The 17,840-nt window shown below is 66.3% G+C and carries 16 protein-coding genes; 10 read left to right on the top strand and 6 right to left on the bottom strand.

What is annotated here, in order from left to right:
- Positions 1-10: 10 nt before the first annotated feature.
- Together B3611_RS07305 and B3611_RS07300 are read right to left on the bottom strand one after the other, a co-directional pair.
- Positions 11-907, bottom strand: a complete 897-nt coding sequence (locus B3611_RS07305; RefSeq protein ID WP_291314423.1) for a universal stress protein — start codon at positions 905-907, stop codon at positions 11-13.
- A 2-nt stretch (positions 908-909) separates the two neighbouring features.
- The gene (locus tag B3611_RS07300) at positions 910-2,385 is read right to left on the bottom strand and encodes a flavin monoamine oxidase family protein (protein WP_291314422.1); all 1,476 of its coding nucleotides are present in this window, start codon (positions 2,383-2,385) and stop codon (positions 910-912) included.
- Positions 2,386-2,491: 106 nt separating this feature from the next.
- Between B3611_RS07300 and B3611_RS07295 the strand changes: the two genes are divergently transcribed.
- A complete protein-coding gene (locus B3611_RS07295) occupies positions 2,492-3,169 on the top strand; it encodes a TetR/AcrR family transcriptional regulator (RefSeq protein WP_291314421.1) in 678 nt (225 codons plus the stop codon).
- Positions 3,170-3,218: 49 nt separating this feature from the next.
- Here B3611_RS07295 and B3611_RS07290 read toward each other — a convergent pair whose 3' ends face one another.
- The gene (locus B3611_RS07290; protein ID WP_291314420.1) at positions 3,219-3,629 is read right to left on the bottom strand and encodes a YbaN family protein; all 411 of its coding nucleotides are present in this window, start codon (positions 3,627-3,629) and stop codon (positions 3,219-3,221) included.
- Positions 3,630-3,709: 80 nt separating this feature from the next.
- Complete coding sequence (locus B3611_RS07285; protein WP_291314419.1) at positions 3,710-4,840, bottom strand: glycerol dehydrogenase; 1,131 nt, start codon at positions 4,838-4,840, stop codon at positions 3,710-3,712.
- Positions 4,841-5,016: 176 nt separating this feature from the next.
- Between B3611_RS07285 and B3611_RS07280 the strand changes: the two genes are divergently transcribed.
- From B3611_RS07280 to B3611_RS07260, 5 genes are all read left to right on the top strand, one after another.
- A complete protein-coding gene (locus B3611_RS07280) occupies positions 5,017-6,741 on the top strand; it encodes a dihydroxyacetone kinase family protein (protein ID WP_291314418.1) in 1,725 nt (574 codons plus the stop codon).
- A 79-nt stretch (positions 6,742-6,820) separates the two neighbouring features.
- Positions 6,821-7,360 carry a gluconokinase gene (locus tag B3611_RS07275; RefSeq protein ID WP_291314417.1) on the top strand — a complete coding sequence of 180 codons (540 nt, stop codon included), beginning with the start codon at positions 6,821-6,823 and terminating at the stop codon, positions 7,358-7,360.
- Positions 7,361-7,415: 55 nt separating this feature from the next.
- The gene (leuS, locus tag B3611_RS07270; protein ID WP_291314416.1) at positions 7,416-10,256 is read left to right on the top strand and encodes a leucine--tRNA ligase; all 2,841 of its coding nucleotides are present in this window, start codon (positions 7,416-7,418) and stop codon (positions 10,254-10,256) included.
- Positions 10,256-10,774: a VanZ family protein gene (locus B3611_RS07265; RefSeq protein WP_291314415.1), complete on the top strand. Its 519-nt coding sequence runs from the start codon at positions 10,256-10,258 to the stop codon at positions 10,772-10,774. The genes leuS and B3611_RS07265 overlap by 1 nt, the downstream gene beginning before the upstream one ends.
- 79 nt (positions 10,775-10,853) lie before the next feature.
- Entirely contained in the window at positions 10,854-11,939 is a 1,086-nt protein-coding gene (locus B3611_RS07260) for a hypothetical protein (RefSeq protein ID WP_291314414.1), read from the top strand.
- Between the two features lie 43 nt (positions 11,940-11,982).
- On the opposite strand, the gene B3611_RS07255 is transcribed toward B3611_RS07260, so the two are convergent.
- Together B3611_RS07255 and B3611_RS07250 are read right to left on the bottom strand one after the other, a co-directional pair.
- Positions 11,983-12,957 carry an acryloyl-CoA reductase gene (locus tag B3611_RS07255; protein WP_291314413.1) on the bottom strand — a complete coding sequence of 325 codons (975 nt, stop codon included), beginning with the start codon at positions 12,955-12,957 and terminating at the stop codon, positions 11,983-11,985.
- A gap of 41 nt (positions 12,958-12,998) precedes the next feature.
- The gene (locus tag B3611_RS07250) at positions 12,999-13,418 is read right to left on the bottom strand and encodes a hypothetical protein (RefSeq protein WP_291314412.1); all 420 of its coding nucleotides are present in this window, start codon (positions 13,416-13,418) and stop codon (positions 12,999-13,001) included.
- Positions 13,419-13,643: 225 nt separating this feature from the next.
- On the opposite strand from B3611_RS07250, the gene B3611_RS07245 reads away from it, so the two are divergent.
- The 4 genes from B3611_RS07245 (at position 13,644) to B3611_RS07230 (ending at position 17,819) form a co-directional block, all read left to right on the top strand.
- Positions 13,644-14,624, top strand: a complete 981-nt coding sequence (locus tag B3611_RS07245) for a GDSL-type esterase/lipase family protein (protein ID WP_291314411.1) — start codon at positions 13,644-13,646, stop codon at positions 14,622-14,624.
- A 40-nt stretch (positions 14,625-14,664) separates the two neighbouring features.
- Positions 14,665-16,344: an AMP-binding protein gene (locus B3611_RS07240; RefSeq protein ID WP_349676591.1), complete on the top strand. Its 1,680-nt coding sequence runs from the start codon at positions 14,665-14,667 to the stop codon at positions 16,342-16,344.
- Positions 16,341-17,237 (top strand): 3-hydroxyacyl-CoA dehydrogenase NAD-binding domain-containing protein, encoded by an 897-nt coding sequence (locus B3611_RS07235; RefSeq protein WP_291314410.1) that lies wholly within the window; start codon positions 16,341-16,343, stop codon positions 17,235-17,237. Before B3611_RS07240 ends, B3611_RS07235 begins: the two co-directional genes overlap by 4 nt.
- A gap of 96 nt (positions 17,238-17,333) precedes the next feature.
- Positions 17,334-17,819 carry a VanZ family protein gene (locus B3611_RS07230; RefSeq protein WP_291314409.1) on the top strand — a complete coding sequence of 162 codons (486 nt, stop codon included), beginning with the start codon at positions 17,334-17,336 and terminating at the stop codon, positions 17,817-17,819.
- Positions 17,820-17,840 lie beyond the last annotated feature (21 nt).

Here is a 17,840-nt window from a genome sequence, read left to right as displayed (position 1 = left end):
ATGGCGGGTGTTAGCGGGCACGGTGCATGTACCCGTTGGGAATGACGATCGCCGGAACGGGGATGTAACGCACGATCTGGGTGGCCGTGGTCCCGAGGAAAAGCCGACCCTCCGGTGCCACGCGTGAGGAACCCATGTGCGCGACTTCCCCGGGCAGCCAGTCGAGGGAGCCCGTCGCCTCTTCAATGGAGGAGGCGGAAACCACCTCTGCGGTGGCCCTGCCGGCGCGAACGAGCGCGCGTGCCTGTTCGGCGAGCTCCGGGCTGGCGGTGCGCTCGATGGCGGCGATCGCATCGGACGCGTCCGGCTGCTCGTTCTTGATGTTCAGGGAGACGAAGCGGAGCGGGACGCCACGCTGTTCGGCGCGCTCGAGACCGAGCGAGATGATGTCCGTCGCGCCGGGGCGCGTTCCGAACATCACGGTGATCCGCTCCACCGGGCCGGGGTGGTTGTAACCCCGGGGCGCGATGGCGAGCGGCACCGGGCAGCTGTGCAGCAGCGTGTTGACCACGTTTCCGAGACTAAGCCGTTTGAAGATGCCCCCGCCCTGCGAACCCACCACGACGATGGTGCTTCCCAGCTCCGTCGCCTGGGCGACGATGATGTCCGGGACGGAATCCCCCGTAGCGACACGGGTCGTTACCCCGATACCGGCCGGTATCTCCGCGCGGGCGTCCTTGAGCCACCCAGCGACCTGCTGCTCCAGAATGGAGTGGTAGCCGCGGTCGTGCGGGTACAGGCCCGGGGTGGCATCGCGACCCGTCATGGCCATCACAATGTCGATGGCCAGGCCGCGGCCCTTCGCCAAGGCCACCGCGAGCCGCAGCGCGTCAATGCCGCCGTCGGTGGCGATGTAGGAGACCAGGATACGGCCGGAGGGAACCGAACCGTGCGTCTTCTCCGCCATGACTAGGCCTGCTTCCCCGCGGCGCGCGAGGCGATCTGCAGCGCAACCGTCTCACCCATGCGGATGGCGCCGTCCACGTGCTGGTAGCCCACTCCGGCGATGTCGGAGCAGGCGTAGTAGATCGGGCCCGTCGGCATGTTCTGGAGGTGGCCCCAGCGGGAGAGGCCCCCGAGGTCGTAGCTCGTGGCGTAGGCGCCGCGAGTCCATTCCTCGGCCGCCATGTCGGAGAGATAGAAGGCGATGGGCTCCTTCGTCTTGGGGCCGAGGTAGTCAGCCATTGCATCGAGGATGGCAGCCTTGCGCTCCTCCGGGTCGAGGGCCCACATCTGCTCCGCGTACACGTCGGAGACGAAACCGACGAGGGTGCCGTACGGATCCTCACCCTCCTCCATGTAATTGGTGTTGTCATAGACCTCCTGGACCAGGCGGCCCCCGCCGAAGCCGGTGCCCGAGAGACCCTCCTCGCGCCAGAACGGGGTTTCGTACACAGCGTGGACCTTGATCACCAGACCCATCGAAATGTGCTGGTGCGCGACGTGCTGCTCGCGCGGCAGCGGCGGGTTGTAGCTGATACGGCTGTAGAGGTTCGGTGGAACGGCAAGCACCACGAATCGACCGCGCACCTCGAGTTCGTCGGTGTGGACAGTTACATCACCCGCCTCCCCGTTGTGTGGAACGCCGTTGCGGACATCCGCCCTCACGTTGTTGAGCTCGTCGCCGGTCGACGCATCCGGCTGTGCCCAGTCGATTGAACGGACGGGGTTGGAGAGGAAGACATCTTCACCGAGTTCTTTCGCCATGGTCAGGGAGACCGACTGCATGCCACCCACGACGCGGCGGTCCAGGATGAAGTCCTCGTCGACGAGGTTGCTGAAGGACCCGGCGGAGGCCGCCATGAGGAGGGCCTGAAGCGCCGAGAACGTGTAGGAGGGCTTGGTCAGCATGCCGGAGGCAACGTAAATGGAAATGTTGTCGATGGCCTCCGGGTCGTCGGAAAGCTCCTCGAGCCAGGAGCGGAAGGAGACCTTGTCGAGCTCGTGGGCGCGGGGGTGCTCCCACGGGGCGGATGGGTCAATCTCTGCAGCGAGGGTGTCAAGGGTTTCGGTGAGCTTGGCCATCTCGGCGATGGTGGTCTCGGAGGCGGGGAAGGTGGTGCCCTCGTACTCGTGTCGGGTGCCGTCCGGGGAAACGTAGATCGAGGTGCCTTGGCGGTAGCGCTGGAAGGTACTGAGCCCCAGTTCATCGACGAGTTCCGTCAGGCGGGTCTGATCCGGGGAGATCCACTGGCCGCCCAGCTCAATGAAGTGCTCATTGCCGTCGGCATCACGGACCTTGCCGTTCCAGGTACGTCCGCCCACGCGGTCGCGCGCCTCCAGCACGGCCACCGACAGTCCATGCTTCTTGAGGGTGCGGGCGGCCATGAGCCCGGCCGGGCCCGCGCCTACAATCACTACGTCACGTTCGAGTTTCTGGACCATATCCGACTCCTTCGGGTTTGTTCGTGATGCAAAATGAACGATATTCATTATGCGTTGTGGGTCACAATACATGCTTTTTCGTCTGGGAGATACGGGGTAAACATCAATGGCTCAGCAACGGTCCCGGGGGCGGCCCCCGAAAGCGGTGGTCACCCCCCGGAAAATTGCGGATGCGGCGCTGGCGATCGTCGCGGAGGCGGGCTACGGGAAGCTGACGATGTCTGCCGTTGCCCGCAACCTGGGAGTCGCCCCGAGCGCGCTGTACAACCACGTGTCCGGAAAGGAGGAGCTGCTCTACCTCGTCGAGGATGCCCTGATGGCGCAGGTGGACACACGCCCGTTGGCGGCCTGTCTGCGGGGTGGCACGAGTGCCCGCGCCGCCCTCCTGGAGTGGGCGCGCTCCTACCGGGATGTGTTCTCCCGCCATACCCCTCTCATCGAGCAGATTGCCACCATGCCCATTTTCGGGGCGCGGGAAACCGTGGAGATGTACGAACTCGTCGTGCAGGTGCTGCTCTCAGCCGGAGTGGCCCCCGACAGGGCCATCGACGCGGTTGTGGCGTTGGAGTCCTTCATCTTCGGCTCCGCGTACGACGTACGAGCTCCCGCGGATATCTTCGCCGTCCCGGAGGGTGGGGCATCGGAGGGGGTGGAGGCCCCCGGGTTGCGCGAGGCGCTCTCCCGACGGCGCGGACATGACTCCGGGGGAGGGGTCAACCCCTACGCCGACCCGCCGTTCGAATGGGGGCTGCAGCTCCTCGTCGGGGGAATCCTCGGGGCGTAGCGGTGGCGGGGGGGATTTGGCGGCTGCGGGGGCTTACGCCTCCGGCGGGTTAGGCGGGGACGTCGTAAAGCGTGCGGCCGTATCGCTGGCGGAACTTCGCCGCCCTGGCCGGGTTGGGCTTGAGCAGCGCGATGTGGATCGCAACCCCGACCGCGATGGTGGTGAGCATGAGCACGAACCACAGCTTGCCCACGATGAACATCGAGATGATCATCGAGGTCCACATCAGGCCGATGATCTGCACCTTGCGCGCCCGGCTGAGCTCGCCGATGTAGTAGTCGGTGATGTACTCGCCGAAGACGGAGTGGTGCAGCAGCTTGTGCTCCAGCGCCGGGGAGCTGCGCGTGAAGAAGAACAGCGCGGCCAGGAGGAATGGGGTGGCCGGGACGAGCGGGAGCACGGCTCCCAGGGCTCCGAGGGTCACGGCGAGGATGCCGGCTGCGATGTGGAGGTATCTCATGATTGCCGTTCACCGTACACGGCTCGCCCCCGGAAAGTAAGGGCAGCCTTGCCAAAGTATCCGGGACCCGCCCGCGGATGCTACCGGGCGTCACGCTCCCGGAAGGACCGGGCGTAGCGGTCCGCCGCGCGGATCGCCTGGACGACGTCGGTCGGCGTGTGCTCACCCGGCATCTGCTTCAGGGTTTCCTCGCTGGAGCACGCGAGCTCGGCGATCTTGTACAGGTCCTCCTCGGTGGCGTCCGCCAGGTGCATCTCCTCCAGGGTGGTCGGGAGCCCGACGGACTGCAGGAAGCCGAAGTAGCGGTCCGCCTCCTCGCGCGGGGCGGCGGTGAGCATGAGCTGCACGCCGACGCCGAAGGCGACCTTCTCACCGTGGGACATGTGGTGGATGTCGCCCTTCAGGGCGGTGAAGCCGTTGTGGATTGCGTGGACCGCGGCCAGGCCACCGTTTTCAAAGCCCAGCCCGGAAAGCAACGTGTTCGCCTCGCAGATCGCCTCCAGCGCCGGGGACACGATGTGCTCCTCATTGTCCTTGAGCGCCTGGTGGGCGTAGGCGAAGAGGACCTCCTCGCACTTCTCGGCCAGCGCCAGGCCCGCGAGGGTGGGGCGGGAGGAATCATCCATTCGGCGCCCGTCGGCCCTGTTCACGGCGCGCGCCTCGACGAGGGTGGCCAGCGCGTCGCCGAGTCCGGAGCGCAGGGTGTTAACCGGTGCGTTGGCAATCACGCGGGTGTCCACGGCGACGAGATCGGGGTTGCGGTCGTAGAAAAGGTAGGAATCGAACACGCCCTCGTCGGTGTAGATGACGGAAACGCGTGCCGTGGGGGCATCGGCGGAGACGGCTGTGGGGAAGATGGCCACGGGCGCGCCCATCCTGTCCGCCACCGCGCGGGCGGTGTCGATGGTCTTGCCACCACCGAGGCCGATGATGACGTCGGTGTCCCCCTCCCCCGCGCTCTCGGCGATGCGGGCGATCTCGTTCATGGACGCCTCGCCGCCGAAGACCTGGTGGGTGGCCTCCATGCCGTCGCGGCGCAGGCTGGCCTGGAGCTTTTCACCGGCAATGCCCCACACGACCTCGTCCGCGATGATGAGCGGTACCGAACCGAGCGGCGCCAGGTAGTGCGCGGCCCGGTCGATGAGGTCGATGCCCTGCACGTAGCGCGAGGGGCCCGTGTACATCTTGTCCTGGGTGTGGCTCGTGGTCATGGAGGTCCTCCCTTGTGGTTGGCGGCAATGGTCCGTCGGGGGTGCCGCCTGCGTGGCGCCCCGCGTCCCAGCCCACCGTAGGAGCGTTACTGCCCGCGGGGGTGGAACCGTAGGTTGAGGGGCCCCTGAACGGAGGGCGGTGAAAGTCGGTGGTGCGTTTCACTACCGTGGGTCCCATGTCCGAGCCAGCACAGTCCTCCCCGTCCCTCCGCTCCTTCCGCAACGCACCCCACGACTTCTCCGCGGAGGCGATCGGGGGAACCGTCGCCGCCCACCCGGATGCCGAGTGGAACCCCTCCGGTTTCATCCACCAGGCCTCCCCCGTCGTCACCGCCGATGGAGATCCCGCGGTGGCCGTCATCTCGGGCGGCGGATCGGGCCACGAGCCGATGCACAGCGGATTCATCGGCCGCGGAATGCTCGCGGCGGCCTGCCCGGGGCACCTGTTCACCTCCCCCAACGCCGTCCAGATCGCGGAGGCGACGAAGTGGGCGGACCAGGGCCGCGGCGTGCTGCACGTGGTGAAGAACTACACCGGCGACGTGATGAACTTCTCCGTCGCCCGGAGGATGAACCCCGAGGTGGAGACCGCGACGGTGGTGGTCAAGGAGGACATCGCCACCGAGACCGAGGGCACCGGCAACGACGACGGACCGGGCCGCCGCGGCACCGCAGCCACCATCCTGGTGGAGAAGGTTGCCGGTGCCGCTGCCCAGCGCGGCGATGACCTCGAGGGCGTGCGCGCGATTGCCCAGTGGGTCGCCGACAACTCCCGCAGCATGGCCGTCGCCCTCGCGCCGGGTTACCTGCCCACCTCGGGCCGGGACACCTTCGACCTCGACAGCGGGGACATGGAGGTTGGCGTGGGCATCCACGGCGAGCGCGGCGTGGCCCGCGAGAAGATCACATCCGCCCGCGACATCGTCGAGGCCATCCTCCCGCGCATCGTCGAGGCCCTTGGACTGTCCGACGGTGACGAGGTCGTTTGCCTGACCAACGGCCTCGGCGGGACGACGCTGCTCGAGATCCACCTCATCTTCGGCGAGGTGCTCACTTGGCTGGCCGAGCGCGGCATCCGCGTGCGCCGCAGCCTCAACGGCACCTTCGTCACCTCAGTGAACATGCACGGGGTCTCCCTCACCCTCGCGCGGTGCAACGACGAGATCGCCGAGCTTCTCAACGCCCCCACCTCCGCCCCGGCCTGGCCCACCGTCATCGGGGTGGAGTCCGCCTACGCCCCGGCGGAGATGAGCTTCGAGGACAAACTCCCCGCAGATGGCGCGGACAACACCTGGCTGAGCGACTTCATCCGCCGGGCACAGGCGGGCGTGGATGACCTCACGGAGCTCGACCGCGTTGCCGGTGACGGGGACTTCGGCGCCAACATCCACGCCGCCTTCGGCGATATCGACCTCCCGCTGCACGGGGCGGATCACGATGTGCTCGAAGGCCTGGCGCACCGCTGCCTGGTGCGCTCGGGGGGAACGTCGGGCGCGGTGTTCGGCACGTTGTTCACGGAGCTGTCCAACGCCGCCGAGGGAAACCTAGCCACCGGCTCCCTCGCCGCGGGCCTGGGCAACGCCTACGAGGCGATCCATGAGCTGGGCGGGGCGGAGTACGGCGACAAGACGATGGTGGATGCCCTGTACCCGGCGGCGCAGGCCGTCGCAAAGCTTGATGCCTCCGCCCCGGTGGAGGACGCCCTGGCCGCGGCGCGCGAGGCGGCGGAGGAGGGAGTGCGGGCAACCCGCGAGCTCTCGGCGCGCAAGGGACGGGCCTCCTACCTGGGGGATTCGACGAAGGACGTCCCGGACCCCGGCGCGATCCTGGTGACGTGGCTCTTCGGCGGTTCGGGGGGTGTGGATTCCTTCCGTCAGTTCGGGGGTGCCTCCCCCCGCTAATCGGAAATAACTATTCAAATAAATGTGACCGGCTATTAGGGTGGGGGGTAATCACCTTCCGACACATAGGAGAGCCACAATGAACATCGTTGTCATGGGGGTGTCCGGCTGCGGCAAGACCACCGTGGGCATGGCGCTCGCGGCCGCCCTGGGGATGGATTTCCTCGACGGTGACGACCTCCACCCGCGCGAGAACGTGGAGAAGATGGCGTCGGGCCAGCCGCTTGACGACGCCGACCGAGCGCCCTGGCTCAAAGCCGTGGGCCAGCACCTGGCGGCCGCGCCGGGCGGGCTCGTGATCGGGTGCTCCGCCCTCAAGCGGTCCTACCGCGACCTCATCCGCCTCTACTGCCCGGATGTCGCGTTCGTGCACCTCACAGGCTCCTTCGAGCTGCTCTACGAGCGCATGCTCCACCGCCCCGGCCACTTCATGCCCCCGGCGCTGCTGGAGAGCCAGTTCGCCACCCTCCAGCCGCTTCAGCAGGACGAGTTCGGCCGGGCCTTCGACGTCGCCGACCCGGTGCAGAAGATCGTGCGCGACGCCGCGCAGTGGCTGCGGGAGACGGAGGCCGTGGTGCCGGCAGCCACCCGGAGCCGGGACGCCGCGGCGATCGGCTAGCCCGCCCCCGGCGGGCGTGTCCGGCCCACCCGGCGCCCCACTACACTGTCTAACCATGACTAACGCGAGGACGAACGGCGCCGGGGCGCCAGCGCACCGCTACACCGCGGAGCTGGCCAACGAGATCGAGCAGAAGTGGCAGCGCTACTGGGCTGACCACGGCACCTTCAACGCCCCGAACCCGGTCGGGGACCTTGCCACCGGTGAGCCCCTCCCGGAGGACAAGCTCAACGTCCAGGACATGTTCCCCTACCCCTCGGGTGCCGGCCTGCACGTCGGTCACCCGCTGGGTTACATCGCCACGGACGTGTTCGCGCGCTACAACCGCATGCTGGGCAAGAACGTCCTGCACACCCTGGGCTATGACGCCTTCGGCCTGCCCGCCGAGCAGTACGCCATCCAGACCGGCACGCACCCGCGCACGACCACCGAGGCCAACATCGCGAACATGCGGCGCCAGCTCGACCTGCTGGGCCTGGGCCACGACCGCCGCCGCTCCGTGGCCACCACCGACCCCGAGTTCTACCGCTGGACCCAGTGGATCTTCCTGCAGATCTACAACGCCTGGTTCGACGAGGACCTGCAGAAGGCCCGCCCGATCGAGGACCTCGTCCGCGAGCTCATGACGGGCGCGCGCACCTGCAAGGACGGTCGCCCCTTCCTCTCGCTGACCACCGAGGAAAAGCACAGGGCGATCGACGAGTTCCGCCTGGTCTACCTCTCCGACTCAATGGTCAATTGGTGCCCCGGCCTGGGCACCGTGCTGGCCAACGAGGAGGTCACCGCCGACGGGCGCTCCGAGCGCGGCAACTACCCCGTCTTCCGCAAGCGCCTGCGCCAGTGGATGATGCGCATCACCGCCTACTCGGACCGCCTCCTCGACGACCTCGAGCTTCTCGACTGGCCGGAGAAGGTCAAGTCCATGCAGCGCAACTGGATCGGCCGCTCGCGCGGCGCGCAGGTCGCCTTCGGCACGAACGCCGGCGACATCGAGGTCTTCACCACCCGCCCGGACACGCTCTTCGGTGCGTCCTACGTCGTGCTCGCCCCCGAGCACGAGCTTGTCGACGCACTAGTCGCCGACGCGTACCCCGGGGGCGTCGACGCGCGCTGGACCGGCGGGGAGGACACCCCGGCCGCCGCCGTGGCCGCCTACCGCGCCTCCATCGCCGCGAAGTCCGACGTGGAGCGCCAGGAGAACAAGGAAAAGACGGGCGTGTTCCTCGGCTCCTGGGCCACGAACCCCGTCAACGGCGACAAGGTGCCGGTCTTCATCGCCGACTACGTGCTCACCGGCTACGGCACCGGCGCGATCATGGCCGTGCCTGCCCACGACGAGCGCGACCACGAGTTCGCCACCGCCTTCGGCCTGCCCGTCGTCCCCGTCCTTGAGGGTGGGGACACCACCGAGGCCGCCTTCACCGGCGACGGGCCCCACATCAACTCCGCTAACGCCTCCGGCCTGGACCTGAACGGCCTGGGCAAGGAGGAGGCGATCGAGAAGGCGATCGCTTGGCTTGCCGAGGAGGAAGCCGGTGTGGAGAAGGTCCAGTACAAGCTGCGCGACTGGCTCTTCGCCCGCCAGCGCTACTGGGGCGAGCCCTTCCCCATCGTCTACGACGAGAACGGCCAGGCCCACAGCCTGCCCGAGGACATGCTGCCCGTCGAGCTGCCGCAGGTGGAGGACTACAACCCCGTCTCCCACGACCCGGACGACGCGGACTCCGAGCCCGCTCCCCCGCTGGCCAAGGTCACCGACTGGGTTGAGGTGGAGCTGGACCTCGGTGAGGGCACGAAGAAGTACTGGCGCGACACCAACGTCATGCCGCAGTGGGCAGGGTCCTCCTGGTACCAGCTGCGTTACATCGATCCGACCAACAACGACGAGTTCTGCAACATCGAGAACGAGCGCTACTGGACGGGCCCGCGCTCCGCCAACGACCCGGGCGGCGTCGACCTCTACGTCGGCGGCGTCGAGCACGCGGTGCTGCACCTGCTCTACTCGCGTTTTTGGCACAAGGTGCTCTTCGACCTCGGATTCGTCACCTCCCCGGAGCCCTACCGCCGCCTCTACAACCAGGGTTACATCCAGGCCTTCGCCTACACCGATTCGCGCGGCGTGTACGTCCCGGCCGCCGAGGTGGAGGAAAAGGACGGCAAGTTCTTCCACGACGGCGAGGAGGTCAGCCAGGAGTACGGCAAGATGGGCAAGTCCCTGAAGAACGCCGTCGCTCCCGACGACATCGCCCACGACTACGGCGCCGACACCCTCCGCGTCTACGAGATGGCCATGGGCCCCCTGGACACCTCGCGGCCCTGGGCCACCAAGGACGTCGTCGGGGCGCACCGCTTCCTGCAGCGCCTCTGGCGCCTGGTGGTCGACGAGGAGACCGGGGAGATCCGCGCGGCGGATGCCGAGCTCTCCGCCGAGGACGCCAAGCAGCTGCACCGCACCATCGCCGGCGTGCGCGAGGACTACGAGAACCTGCGCGACAACACCGTGGTGGCCAAGCTCATCGAGTACGTCAACTACCTGACCAAGACGTACTCCGGCACCGTCCCCCGCGCCGCCGTCGAGCCGCTGGTGCAGATGGTCTCCCCGCTCGCCCCGCACATCGCGGAGGAGCTGTGGCGCAAGCTCGGCCACGCGGACACCGTCACCTTCGAGCCCTTCCCCTCCTTCGACCCGGCTCTGCTCGTCGACGACACCGTCGAGATCCCCGTTCAGATCAGCGGCAAGGTCCGCGCCCGCGTCAACGTGCCCGCAGACGCCTCCAAGGAGGACATCGAGAAGCTCGCGCTTGGCGACGCCCGCGTGGCCGAGCTCACCGACGGCAAGAACGTGGTCAAGGTGATCGTGGTCCCGGGCCGCATGGTCAACCTGGTGGTCAAGTAATGCCCAGGGGCGCCGCGGCCGGGTCACTCGCGGCCTACGGCTGCGTGGTCGTGGCGCTGACCATGCTCAAGTCCTTCTACCGCATCGGCTACCTCTGGGACCCCGCGAACCAGTCGCGCCGCGGGCTCTCGCTCGTGCCCTTCCACGAGCTCGCGGACGCCCAGTCCGTCTTCGCACCCGTCTTCGGGTACGGCGGCAACATCGCCTTCTTCGTCCCCGTCGGCATTCTGGCCTGGGTGGTCTTCGGGCGCGCCGGGTGGGCCATCGCCTTCGCGGCCCTGTTCAGCCTGGCCATGGAGGTGGGCCAGTACGTCTTCGCCCTCGGGCTCAGCGACATCGACGACCTGATCATGAACACGCTGGGGGCGGCGCTGGGGGTGGGCGTCGCCAAGCTCACTGGCCCCCGCCTCCACCCGCTGTGGGTGACCCTGGGCTACGCCGTCGCCCTCGTCTTCGCGGGGCTCGTGCTCGCGGGGGAGCGCCTCGGCGACCCATCCAAGGTCCGCGAGGTTTACTGAGCGGGGCAAACACCCCGGCCGGGGGTTGGACGCGCTGATACCATCGGAGTGTCCATGCTGTCGCACAAAGGTAAAACACATGACTAGTCGCTACAACGGGGGATCCGGCCACCCGGAGGACGACCCGAACTTCAACAACCCCGGCAACGCCCACGGGCAGGGTGGGTACGGCCAGGAACTCTACGCCCAGCAGCCGTACGGCCAGGAGCCCTATGGCCAGCAGCCGTACGGTTTCGGCGGTGACGGGTACGCGTCCCCCGGTTACTACGGGGCCGACGGTTACGCCGCAGCGCAGCAGGGTGCGTACCCGGGTGAGGGCGCCCTCGCTTACCACGGCACCCGGCTCGTCGACGGGACGTACGGGGACGGCATGCAGCCGCACCCGGTGAACGACCCCGCCACGAACGGCTGGTACCACCACAAGGGCACCGGCAAGATGAACGCCATGCAGGCGTGGGGCTTCGGATTCAGGGCCACCTTCGCCAACCCGAAGGTGTGGATCACCTACGGCCTCGTCATGGTGTTCGGCCTGGGGCTGCTCTCCCTCCTTGTCCCGCTGCTGGGCAACCTCGCGAGCTTCGCGCTCCTCTTCCTCTACCCGGTGCTCTACTCCTTCGCCCTGATGAGCACCCTGAAGAAGCGCTGGAACTTCACGGGCTTCAGCGCGCCGCGCTACGGCGTGACGCTGGGGACGCTCATCGCCACCGGGGCCATCGCGGTGCTGATCGGCATCGTCGTCTTCTTCCTCTCGATGATGCTCTTCGGGGATTCGCTCGCCGCGACGCTCGACGGCCTGGATCTCCCCGACACGGAAAACCTGTCCGACGAGGACATGGACGCGATGCTCGCGGTCCTCGGTCCCGTGGCCAAGATCATCGGCCTGACCTCGCTGGTGATGTTCTTCGTCGGGCCGCTCTTCGTCTTCCCCGCCTGGTACGCGGCGGACAACGCCGCGGACTTCAGCGGCTCGATCGGCGAGGGCTTTTCCGCCGGCGCGCGCAACTACGGCCAGCTGCTGCTGTTCTCCCTCATCAGCCTCGTCGTCTCCGTGGTCGGCCTTCTGATCTTCGGCCTCGGCCTGATCGTGGTCGCGCCCGCCTCGCTGCTGGCGACGGCCTTCGCCTACCGCCAGGTGTCCGGCGGCCCCGTCCCCACGGAGAACTAACCCCGGAACACGAGAAAGCNNGCTTTTCGTTTACCCGGAGGGCCTAGATTTCCACGACGGTGCGCCCGTGGCCGGAGCCGTTCAGCAGCTCCCTGCCCGCGTCGATCGCCCCCTCGAGGGAGACGGTGCGCGTCGCGCGGCGGAGGGCCTCCACGTCGAGGGACTCGGCCAGGAGGTTCCACGCCTCGTCGCGAAGCGAGTTCGGCGCATCCACCGAGTTGATCCCGACCAGCTGCACCCCGCGCAGGATGAACGGCAGGACACTTGCGGGCAGATCGTTGCCCGCCGCCATCCCGCAGGCCGTGGCCACGCCGCCCCACTCGAGCTGGGAGAGCGCGTTGGCCAGCGGTACGGAACCCAGCGTGTCCACCACACCGGCGTAGCGCGCCTTCTGCAGCGGCTTGCCCGCCTCGGCGAGCTCCTGGCGGTCCACGATCTGCGCAGCGCCCAGCGAACGCAGCCATTCGCCGTGCTCTTCGGCCCGCCCGGTCAGGGCGTGCACCTCGAAACCGCGCGCCGCCAGGAGCTGTAACGCGATGGAGCCCACGCCGCCGGTCGAGCCCGTCACCAGAACCGGGCCGCGCCCGCTTTCCGACGGGTACAGTGCCCGCTCCAGGCCCGCGACGGACAGTGCCGCGGTGTAGCCGGCGGTGCCGATGGCGGCTGCTGTGGGGGCGTCGAAAAGCGGGGGAACCGGCGTGATTTTCGAGGCGTCGATCCGCATCTGGGGGGTGAACCCGCCGTGGCGGCGCTCGCCGATGCCCCAGCCGTTGACGGTGACAAGCGTGCCCTCGGCGAGCGAGGGGGAGGAAACGACGGTGCCGACGGCGTCGATGCCGGGAACGGTGGGCAGCTCGCGTAGTACCCCGCGGTTGCCGTCGAGGGCCATCGCGTCCTTGTAGTTCACGGAGGAGTGGCTGACCTGGATGAGGGTGTCACCCTCGCCCGCGTGCTCGGGAGCGGCCTCGACGAGATCGGGGCCGGAGTCGGTGACGATGAGAGTTGTGTTGTGAGCCATGTGCCCCAGGGTACGTGCGGCGGTTCGGGGTGGGGTGGGTGTCAGGAACGCCCGGGTGCCGAAGAGGAGGGCGCGGCCCTCCACGCCGCGGCAAGCGAGAGGATGACACCCACCGGCAGGAGCAGGAATAACAGGTTGATGATGGGCAGGGACATCCCGGCGCGGAATTCCTCGGCCCACCCGATGACGCTGGAGCCCCAGGAAGCAATGAGACAGAGCGCGGACACCACGAAAAGAATCCCACCCGACGCTGCCCCGTCCGAGCGGCGGGCGCGCCAGTACGCGATCACGCTAAGCAGCGAGGCCATCACGGCGAGAGAACCGATCGCTATCAGGACGCCGTTGAAGGCCCTGAACGGCACCGAGGGGGTACCGGAGAGGATGAGCGCGGCGGCGAGCCACGCGGCCGCGAGGGCGACGGCGGCGGTGGCGTGGGTGCGGATTACGCGCGGGGCGGTCATGGCTCCGAGTGTATTGGAGCGCAAAATCAACTGCAGGAACTTTGCTTGACCAAACTGTGGCGTTTAAGTAAGTTTCTCTCCACAGGTAACGAAAAGGAAATTCACTTCGATATCCTATGTAATCCAAACTCGGTGGCACGCGGGAGAACGGCCGCGCCGCGCCAGTGAGGTCAACGTCTAAGAGAACTGCACCGTAGGTGCATTTTGTATTTTGAAAGGAAAACCATGCCGAACCTGAGGCACCGAGGGCACAACTTCCGTAAGTCTGTTTGCTCCGCAGTAGCTGCTTTCGCCATCGCTGCCACTGGTGGCATCGTCACCGCGACCCCCGCAGACGCAGCGGAGGGGCGAAACCTCGTGACGTTCGGTGATTCCTACCTCTCCAACCCTCTTCCCGCCGAGGCGGTCGGTAGCCGGGTCCGGCTTGAGGCGGAAAGGGCGGGTGTTCCCCTGGACAATCCAGTTGCGGCACCGCTCAACCAGTTCACACGCCACGGTTGTGGACAGTCGCCCACCAACGCTCCCCGGCAAATGGGTCAGATGAAGGGGCTCGAGGTGCGGGACTACTCCTGCCCCGGTGCTCTCGCTTACGCTCCCAACGGTCAGTCCATGACGTTGCACGGGGAAATTAACAATGCCCTCGCCGATGGGGCCCTGGACGCGAACACCTCGAATGTCGTCATTCAGTTCGGCTTCAACGACTCCTACAGCTGGCTGCTGGGAAAGGTGGTTCAGGATGGCTTGCCCAACACCTACAACAACCTCGGTGCCCGCTACGCGGAGCAGAAGGTGCTCTGGGACAACGCGATGAACTCTGCAATTGATCGCATTAAGGCGGCCGCGCCGAATGCAAGGATCACCGTCGCCGACTACCCGACGATCTCCAAGACCGAGACCGCCGAGCAGTGCCTCGTCCACGTGGAGGTGCTCCCGGGTGACGTGGGCATTCCCGCATTCTGGATCCGTGACGCAGAGGTCAACATCCACGACTGGGCCGCCGAGCTCGCGGCCCGCCGGTCCGGTGAAAACGTGGTCTTCGCAAACCTCCGCGATGCCACCGCAGGCTCCGGGGAGTGTGCCCCGGACGACAGCCGCATGATCGCGGGTGTTATCGATACCACCAACCGCACCGGTTACAACCTCCCGGTTCACATGACGCACTGGGGTGTCAACCATGCTGCAAACGTGATTGCAGCCACTTTCTAACCACGTTTCCACCTACTCCTAGAAATGGGCGGGTTTCACCATGCGCAAACACAACACCCATGTTCCGGTCGGCACCCAAATTGACCAGATGGTCAAATCCCTCAAACCCCTTGCTCAGGCGGGGGTGCTCCGCAAGTCCGGTCCCAGGGAATCCCTGGATCGGGTGCGTACGATGGGAAAGCTCGGGATTTCCCTGGCTTCCCTTGTGGAAACCAGTGCGGGGTCCTTTCCCAATCGCACTGCAATCATCGACGACTCCGGTGCGCTCACGTTCACGGAGATGAGGGATCAAGGCCGAGCCCTGGCGCGGAGCCTTCGCACCTTGCAGGCAGGTGATGGCGGGGAGGTGGAATCGATCGCCCTCATTACCCGCAACAGCCATCACATGCTGCTCGCAATGATCGCGGGATCGTACCTGGGCGTGCAGATCCAGATTCTCAACCCGGCATCCTCACTCTCACAGCTCCGCGACATCTCAGTGGAATACCCGAGCAACGTCACCTTCGTGGATGCGGAGTTCACAGAAGTTATCGAGCAGCTTGACGTCGATAACCTCGTGGTGGCTGCGGAGTGGTCCGGGCCCGACTCAGATAGGACAACGGTCACCGAACTAATCAAGCGGGGATCCGGTGAGTTGCGGCACGTGGCCCTTCCGCGGCGCCCGAAGCAGAAACCGACCGTCATCATGTCCTCGGGAACCCGCGGGGTCCCCAAAGCAGTGGTGCTCCCGGTTCCCCGGACCCCCAAGGTCCTGGGCGGGATTCTGGAGAAGATCCCCTTCCGCTCGGGTGATGTCCTGCAGCTGTCGGTGTCCATGTTCCACGCGTGGGGTTGGCTGAACCTGCAGATCGCCGTCGCGAACGGATCCACCCTTATCACCCACCGGTGGATCGATGCAGACCGCGAGATCGACGACGTGGTGAAGTACCAGGTGACGGGCATCATCTCCGCAGCCGTCTACCTCCGGCAGATGCTTGAGACGGTAAAGCGCGAAAGCCTGGACACCTCATCTGTGCGGTTCATTGTGTCTGCGGGCAACGCCATTCCCCCGGAGCTGGTGATCGAGCTCAACAAGTACTTCGGTAGCGGAGATCCCGTCGTGCACAACTTCTACGGCTCTACCGAGCACGGCCAGATCAGCATCGCCACGGCCAAAGACATGGCGGAGGACCCGACAACCGCGGGCCAGCCGGGGCCGGGCGTTCGGTTGGCCATCCTCTCCGAGGACGGTGAGCCACTGCCTCCCGGCCGCACCGGAGTCATCTTCTCCTCCAACTCTATGACCTCGATGGGATTCCTCTCCGACAAGGACTCGTCGCACGTCGTCGACGGGATGCTCTCCACCGGTGACAAAGGGCACATTGACCACAACGGGCGCCTCTACATCGGTGGCCGCGCGGATGACATGGTGATTCGGGGCGGGGAAAACATCTACCCGCGCGTGATCGAGGAATTCCTTTACACCCTCCCCGAGGTCGACGATGTCTATGTCATGGGGGAGCAAAGCGACCTGATGGCGAAATTGACCGCATACGTCGTGCCCAACAGCGATATCGACCGGGATGAAATCAACGCGAAGATCGTCAACGCTGTCAGCGATTTCGCGGCGCTCGACCACATCGTGTGCATGGAGGAATTGCCCCGCAACGACGCCGGGAAGGTCGTCCCAAGACATCTTCCGGACCCCACCGACGAGAAAGCGACGGACGTTTCCCAGTGACCAAGCTATCCATCATTGGCTCCGGCCTTCTGGCAACGCAGATCGCAGCACAAGCTGTAAACCACGGTTTCGACGTTACGGTGTACAACCACCGCAATAACTTCGAATCCTTCGACAAGTACTGCCGATGGGTGACAGGGGAGTACGCGAAGTTCTTCGAGGGCTTTGACGTAGCGGAATTCGATGTGCGGCTGGGTGCCGTGAACCGAACCGGTGACCTCGACGCGGCCGTGCAAGGTGCGGACATTGTCATTGAGTCCGCCGTGGAGGATCTGGCGGTGAAGCAGGAGCTCTTCAAGCAGGTTGAAAAAGCCGCCCCGGCCGGGTCCCTCTTTTTCACCAACTCCTCCACTCTTCTGCCCACTGAGATCTCGGCCCTCATGACCGACCCATCCCGCCTGACAGCAATGCACTTCGGCAACATGATCTGGAAGATGAATATCGTCGAGATTATGGGAAGCGAGAACACCAGCGGGGGGCTTCTCCAGAAGGGTGAGGTCATCGCCCGAGACCTCGGGATGGTTCCCGTCGTCATCAAAAACCCGCTTCGGGGCTACCTCCTCAACTCGATGCTCATTCCCTTCATAGATTCCGGCCTCAGACTGCTTACCGGCGGTTACGCGAATCCCGAGGACATCGACAATGTGTGGCGCATCTCCACCAGCTCGTCCTACGGGCCGTTTCAAGCGATCGATATCGTTGGTTTCAAGGTTGTCACTCATACCCTCATGGCTAACCCGGACGAGAAATTGCGGGCGCTGGGGGCTAAATTCGCCTCGGAGATCGAACAGGGCCGCTCCGGAATGAGCGATGGCGTTGGCTTCTACCTTTACGACGCCAACGGTGACATCGTCGGTCCGAACCCGGCGTGGCATCTCGACGGAACCCAGTAAATACACCTGAGTTCCGGCCCGAGCCGGGAAGTGCAGTCACCAACCTCCCAGTGCCCACACACCCGCCCGACAGGGCCCCCGGTTAAGGTCGGTGCGGTGCGAGGACGGGAAAGTTCGGAGTCGGTGGCGTGGATACTGGTCCTCGCCGCCGTCTTCTGCATCACCATCGGCAAGGCGCACGTCGACGGAAGGCCGCTGTGGAGCGAGCCCGTCCAGGCCCTGCGCCAGGTGCGCCTGATACCCCTGGAGGAGTTCTACCGGCCCCGCATCTGGTACGGCCCCTGGCTCAACTTTTTCGGCAACGTCGCTCTCTTCGCCCCGGTGGGTTTCCTCGCCCGGCGGCGCGCGATCCCCCTCGGGTTCGCGCTGAGCGCGCTGGTGGAGGTCACGCAGTACCTCACGGCCTCGGGGTATTCGGACGTGGATGACCTCATGTTCAACACCCTCGGTGCCGCCCTGGGCGGGTGGGCCAGTGCGCGCTACCTGGAGCGCGAACACCGGAAGGTGGCGAGGGTGCTCGCTCTCGGCTCTCTCGTCATCGTTGCGGGTTTCACCGGTTTGTGGCTGCGCCAGCTCCGGTGAGAGGTGCACCCCCGTTAAACT

Origin of the sequence: Corynebacterium sp. UBA2622, assembly GCF_002339505.1 — a bacterium.
In the GTDB taxonomy this organism is placed as follows: domain Bacteria; phylum Actinomycetota; class Actinomycetes; order Mycobacteriales; family Mycobacteriaceae; genus Corynebacterium.
Note: the sequence above shows the minus strand (reverse complement) of the source record. Positions and strands in the feature narration are given on the sequence as shown.

What these genes read in the sequence shown, in the direction of transcription:
- B3611_RS07305 (WP_291314423.1), bottom strand. Translation starts at nt 907, where the DNA reads ATGGCGGAGAAGACGCACGGTTCGGTTCCCTCCGGCCGTATCCTGGTC.
- B3611_RS07300 (WP_291314422.1), bottom strand. Translation starts at nt 2,385, where the DNA reads ATGGTCCAGAAACTCGAACGTGACGTAGTGATTGTAGGCGCGGGCCCG.
- B3611_RS07295 (WP_291314421.1), top strand. Translation starts at nt 2,492, where the DNA reads ATGGCTCAGCAACGGTCCCGGGGGCGGCCCCCGAAAGCGGTGGTCACC.
- B3611_RS07290 (WP_291314420.1), bottom strand. Translation starts at nt 3,629, where the DNA reads ATGAGATACCTCCACATCGCAGCCGGCATCCTCGCCGTGACCCTCGGA.
- B3611_RS07285 (WP_291314419.1), bottom strand. Translation starts at nt 4,840, where the DNA reads ATGACCACGAGCCACACCCAGGACAAGATGTACACGGGCCCCTCGCGC.
- B3611_RS07280 (WP_291314418.1), top strand. Translation starts at nt 5,017, where the DNA reads ATGTCCGAGCCAGCACAGTCCTCCCCGTCCCTCCGCTCCTTCCGCAAC.
- B3611_RS07275 (WP_291314417.1), top strand. Translation starts at nt 6,821, where the DNA reads ATGAACATCGTTGTCATGGGGGTGTCCGGCTGCGGCAAGACCACCGTG.
- leuS (WP_291314416.1), top strand. Translation starts at nt 7,416, where the DNA reads ATGACTAACGCGAGGACGAACGGCGCCGGGGCGCCAGCGCACCGCTAC.
- B3611_RS07265 (WP_291314415.1), top strand. Translation starts at nt 10,256, where the DNA reads ATGCCCAGGGGCGCCGCGGCCGGGTCACTCGCGGCCTACGGCTGCGTG.
- B3611_RS07260 (WP_291314414.1), top strand. Translation starts at nt 10,854, where the DNA reads ATGACTAGTCGCTACAACGGGGGATCCGGCCACCCGGAGGACGACCCG.
- B3611_RS07255 (WP_291314413.1), bottom strand. Translation starts at nt 12,957, where the DNA reads ATGGCTCACAACACAACTCTCATCGTCACCGACTCCGGCCCCGATCTC.
- B3611_RS07250 (WP_291314412.1), bottom strand. Translation starts at nt 13,418, where the DNA reads ATGACCGCCCCGCGCGTAATCCGCACCCACGCCACCGCCGCCGTCGCC.
- B3611_RS07245 (WP_291314411.1), top strand. Translation starts at nt 13,644, where the DNA reads ATGCCGAACCTGAGGCACCGAGGGCACAACTTCCGTAAGTCTGTTTGC.
- B3611_RS07240 (WP_349676591.1), top strand. Translation starts at nt 14,665, where the DNA reads ATGCGCAAACACAACACCCATGTTCCGGTCGGCACCCAAATTGACCAG.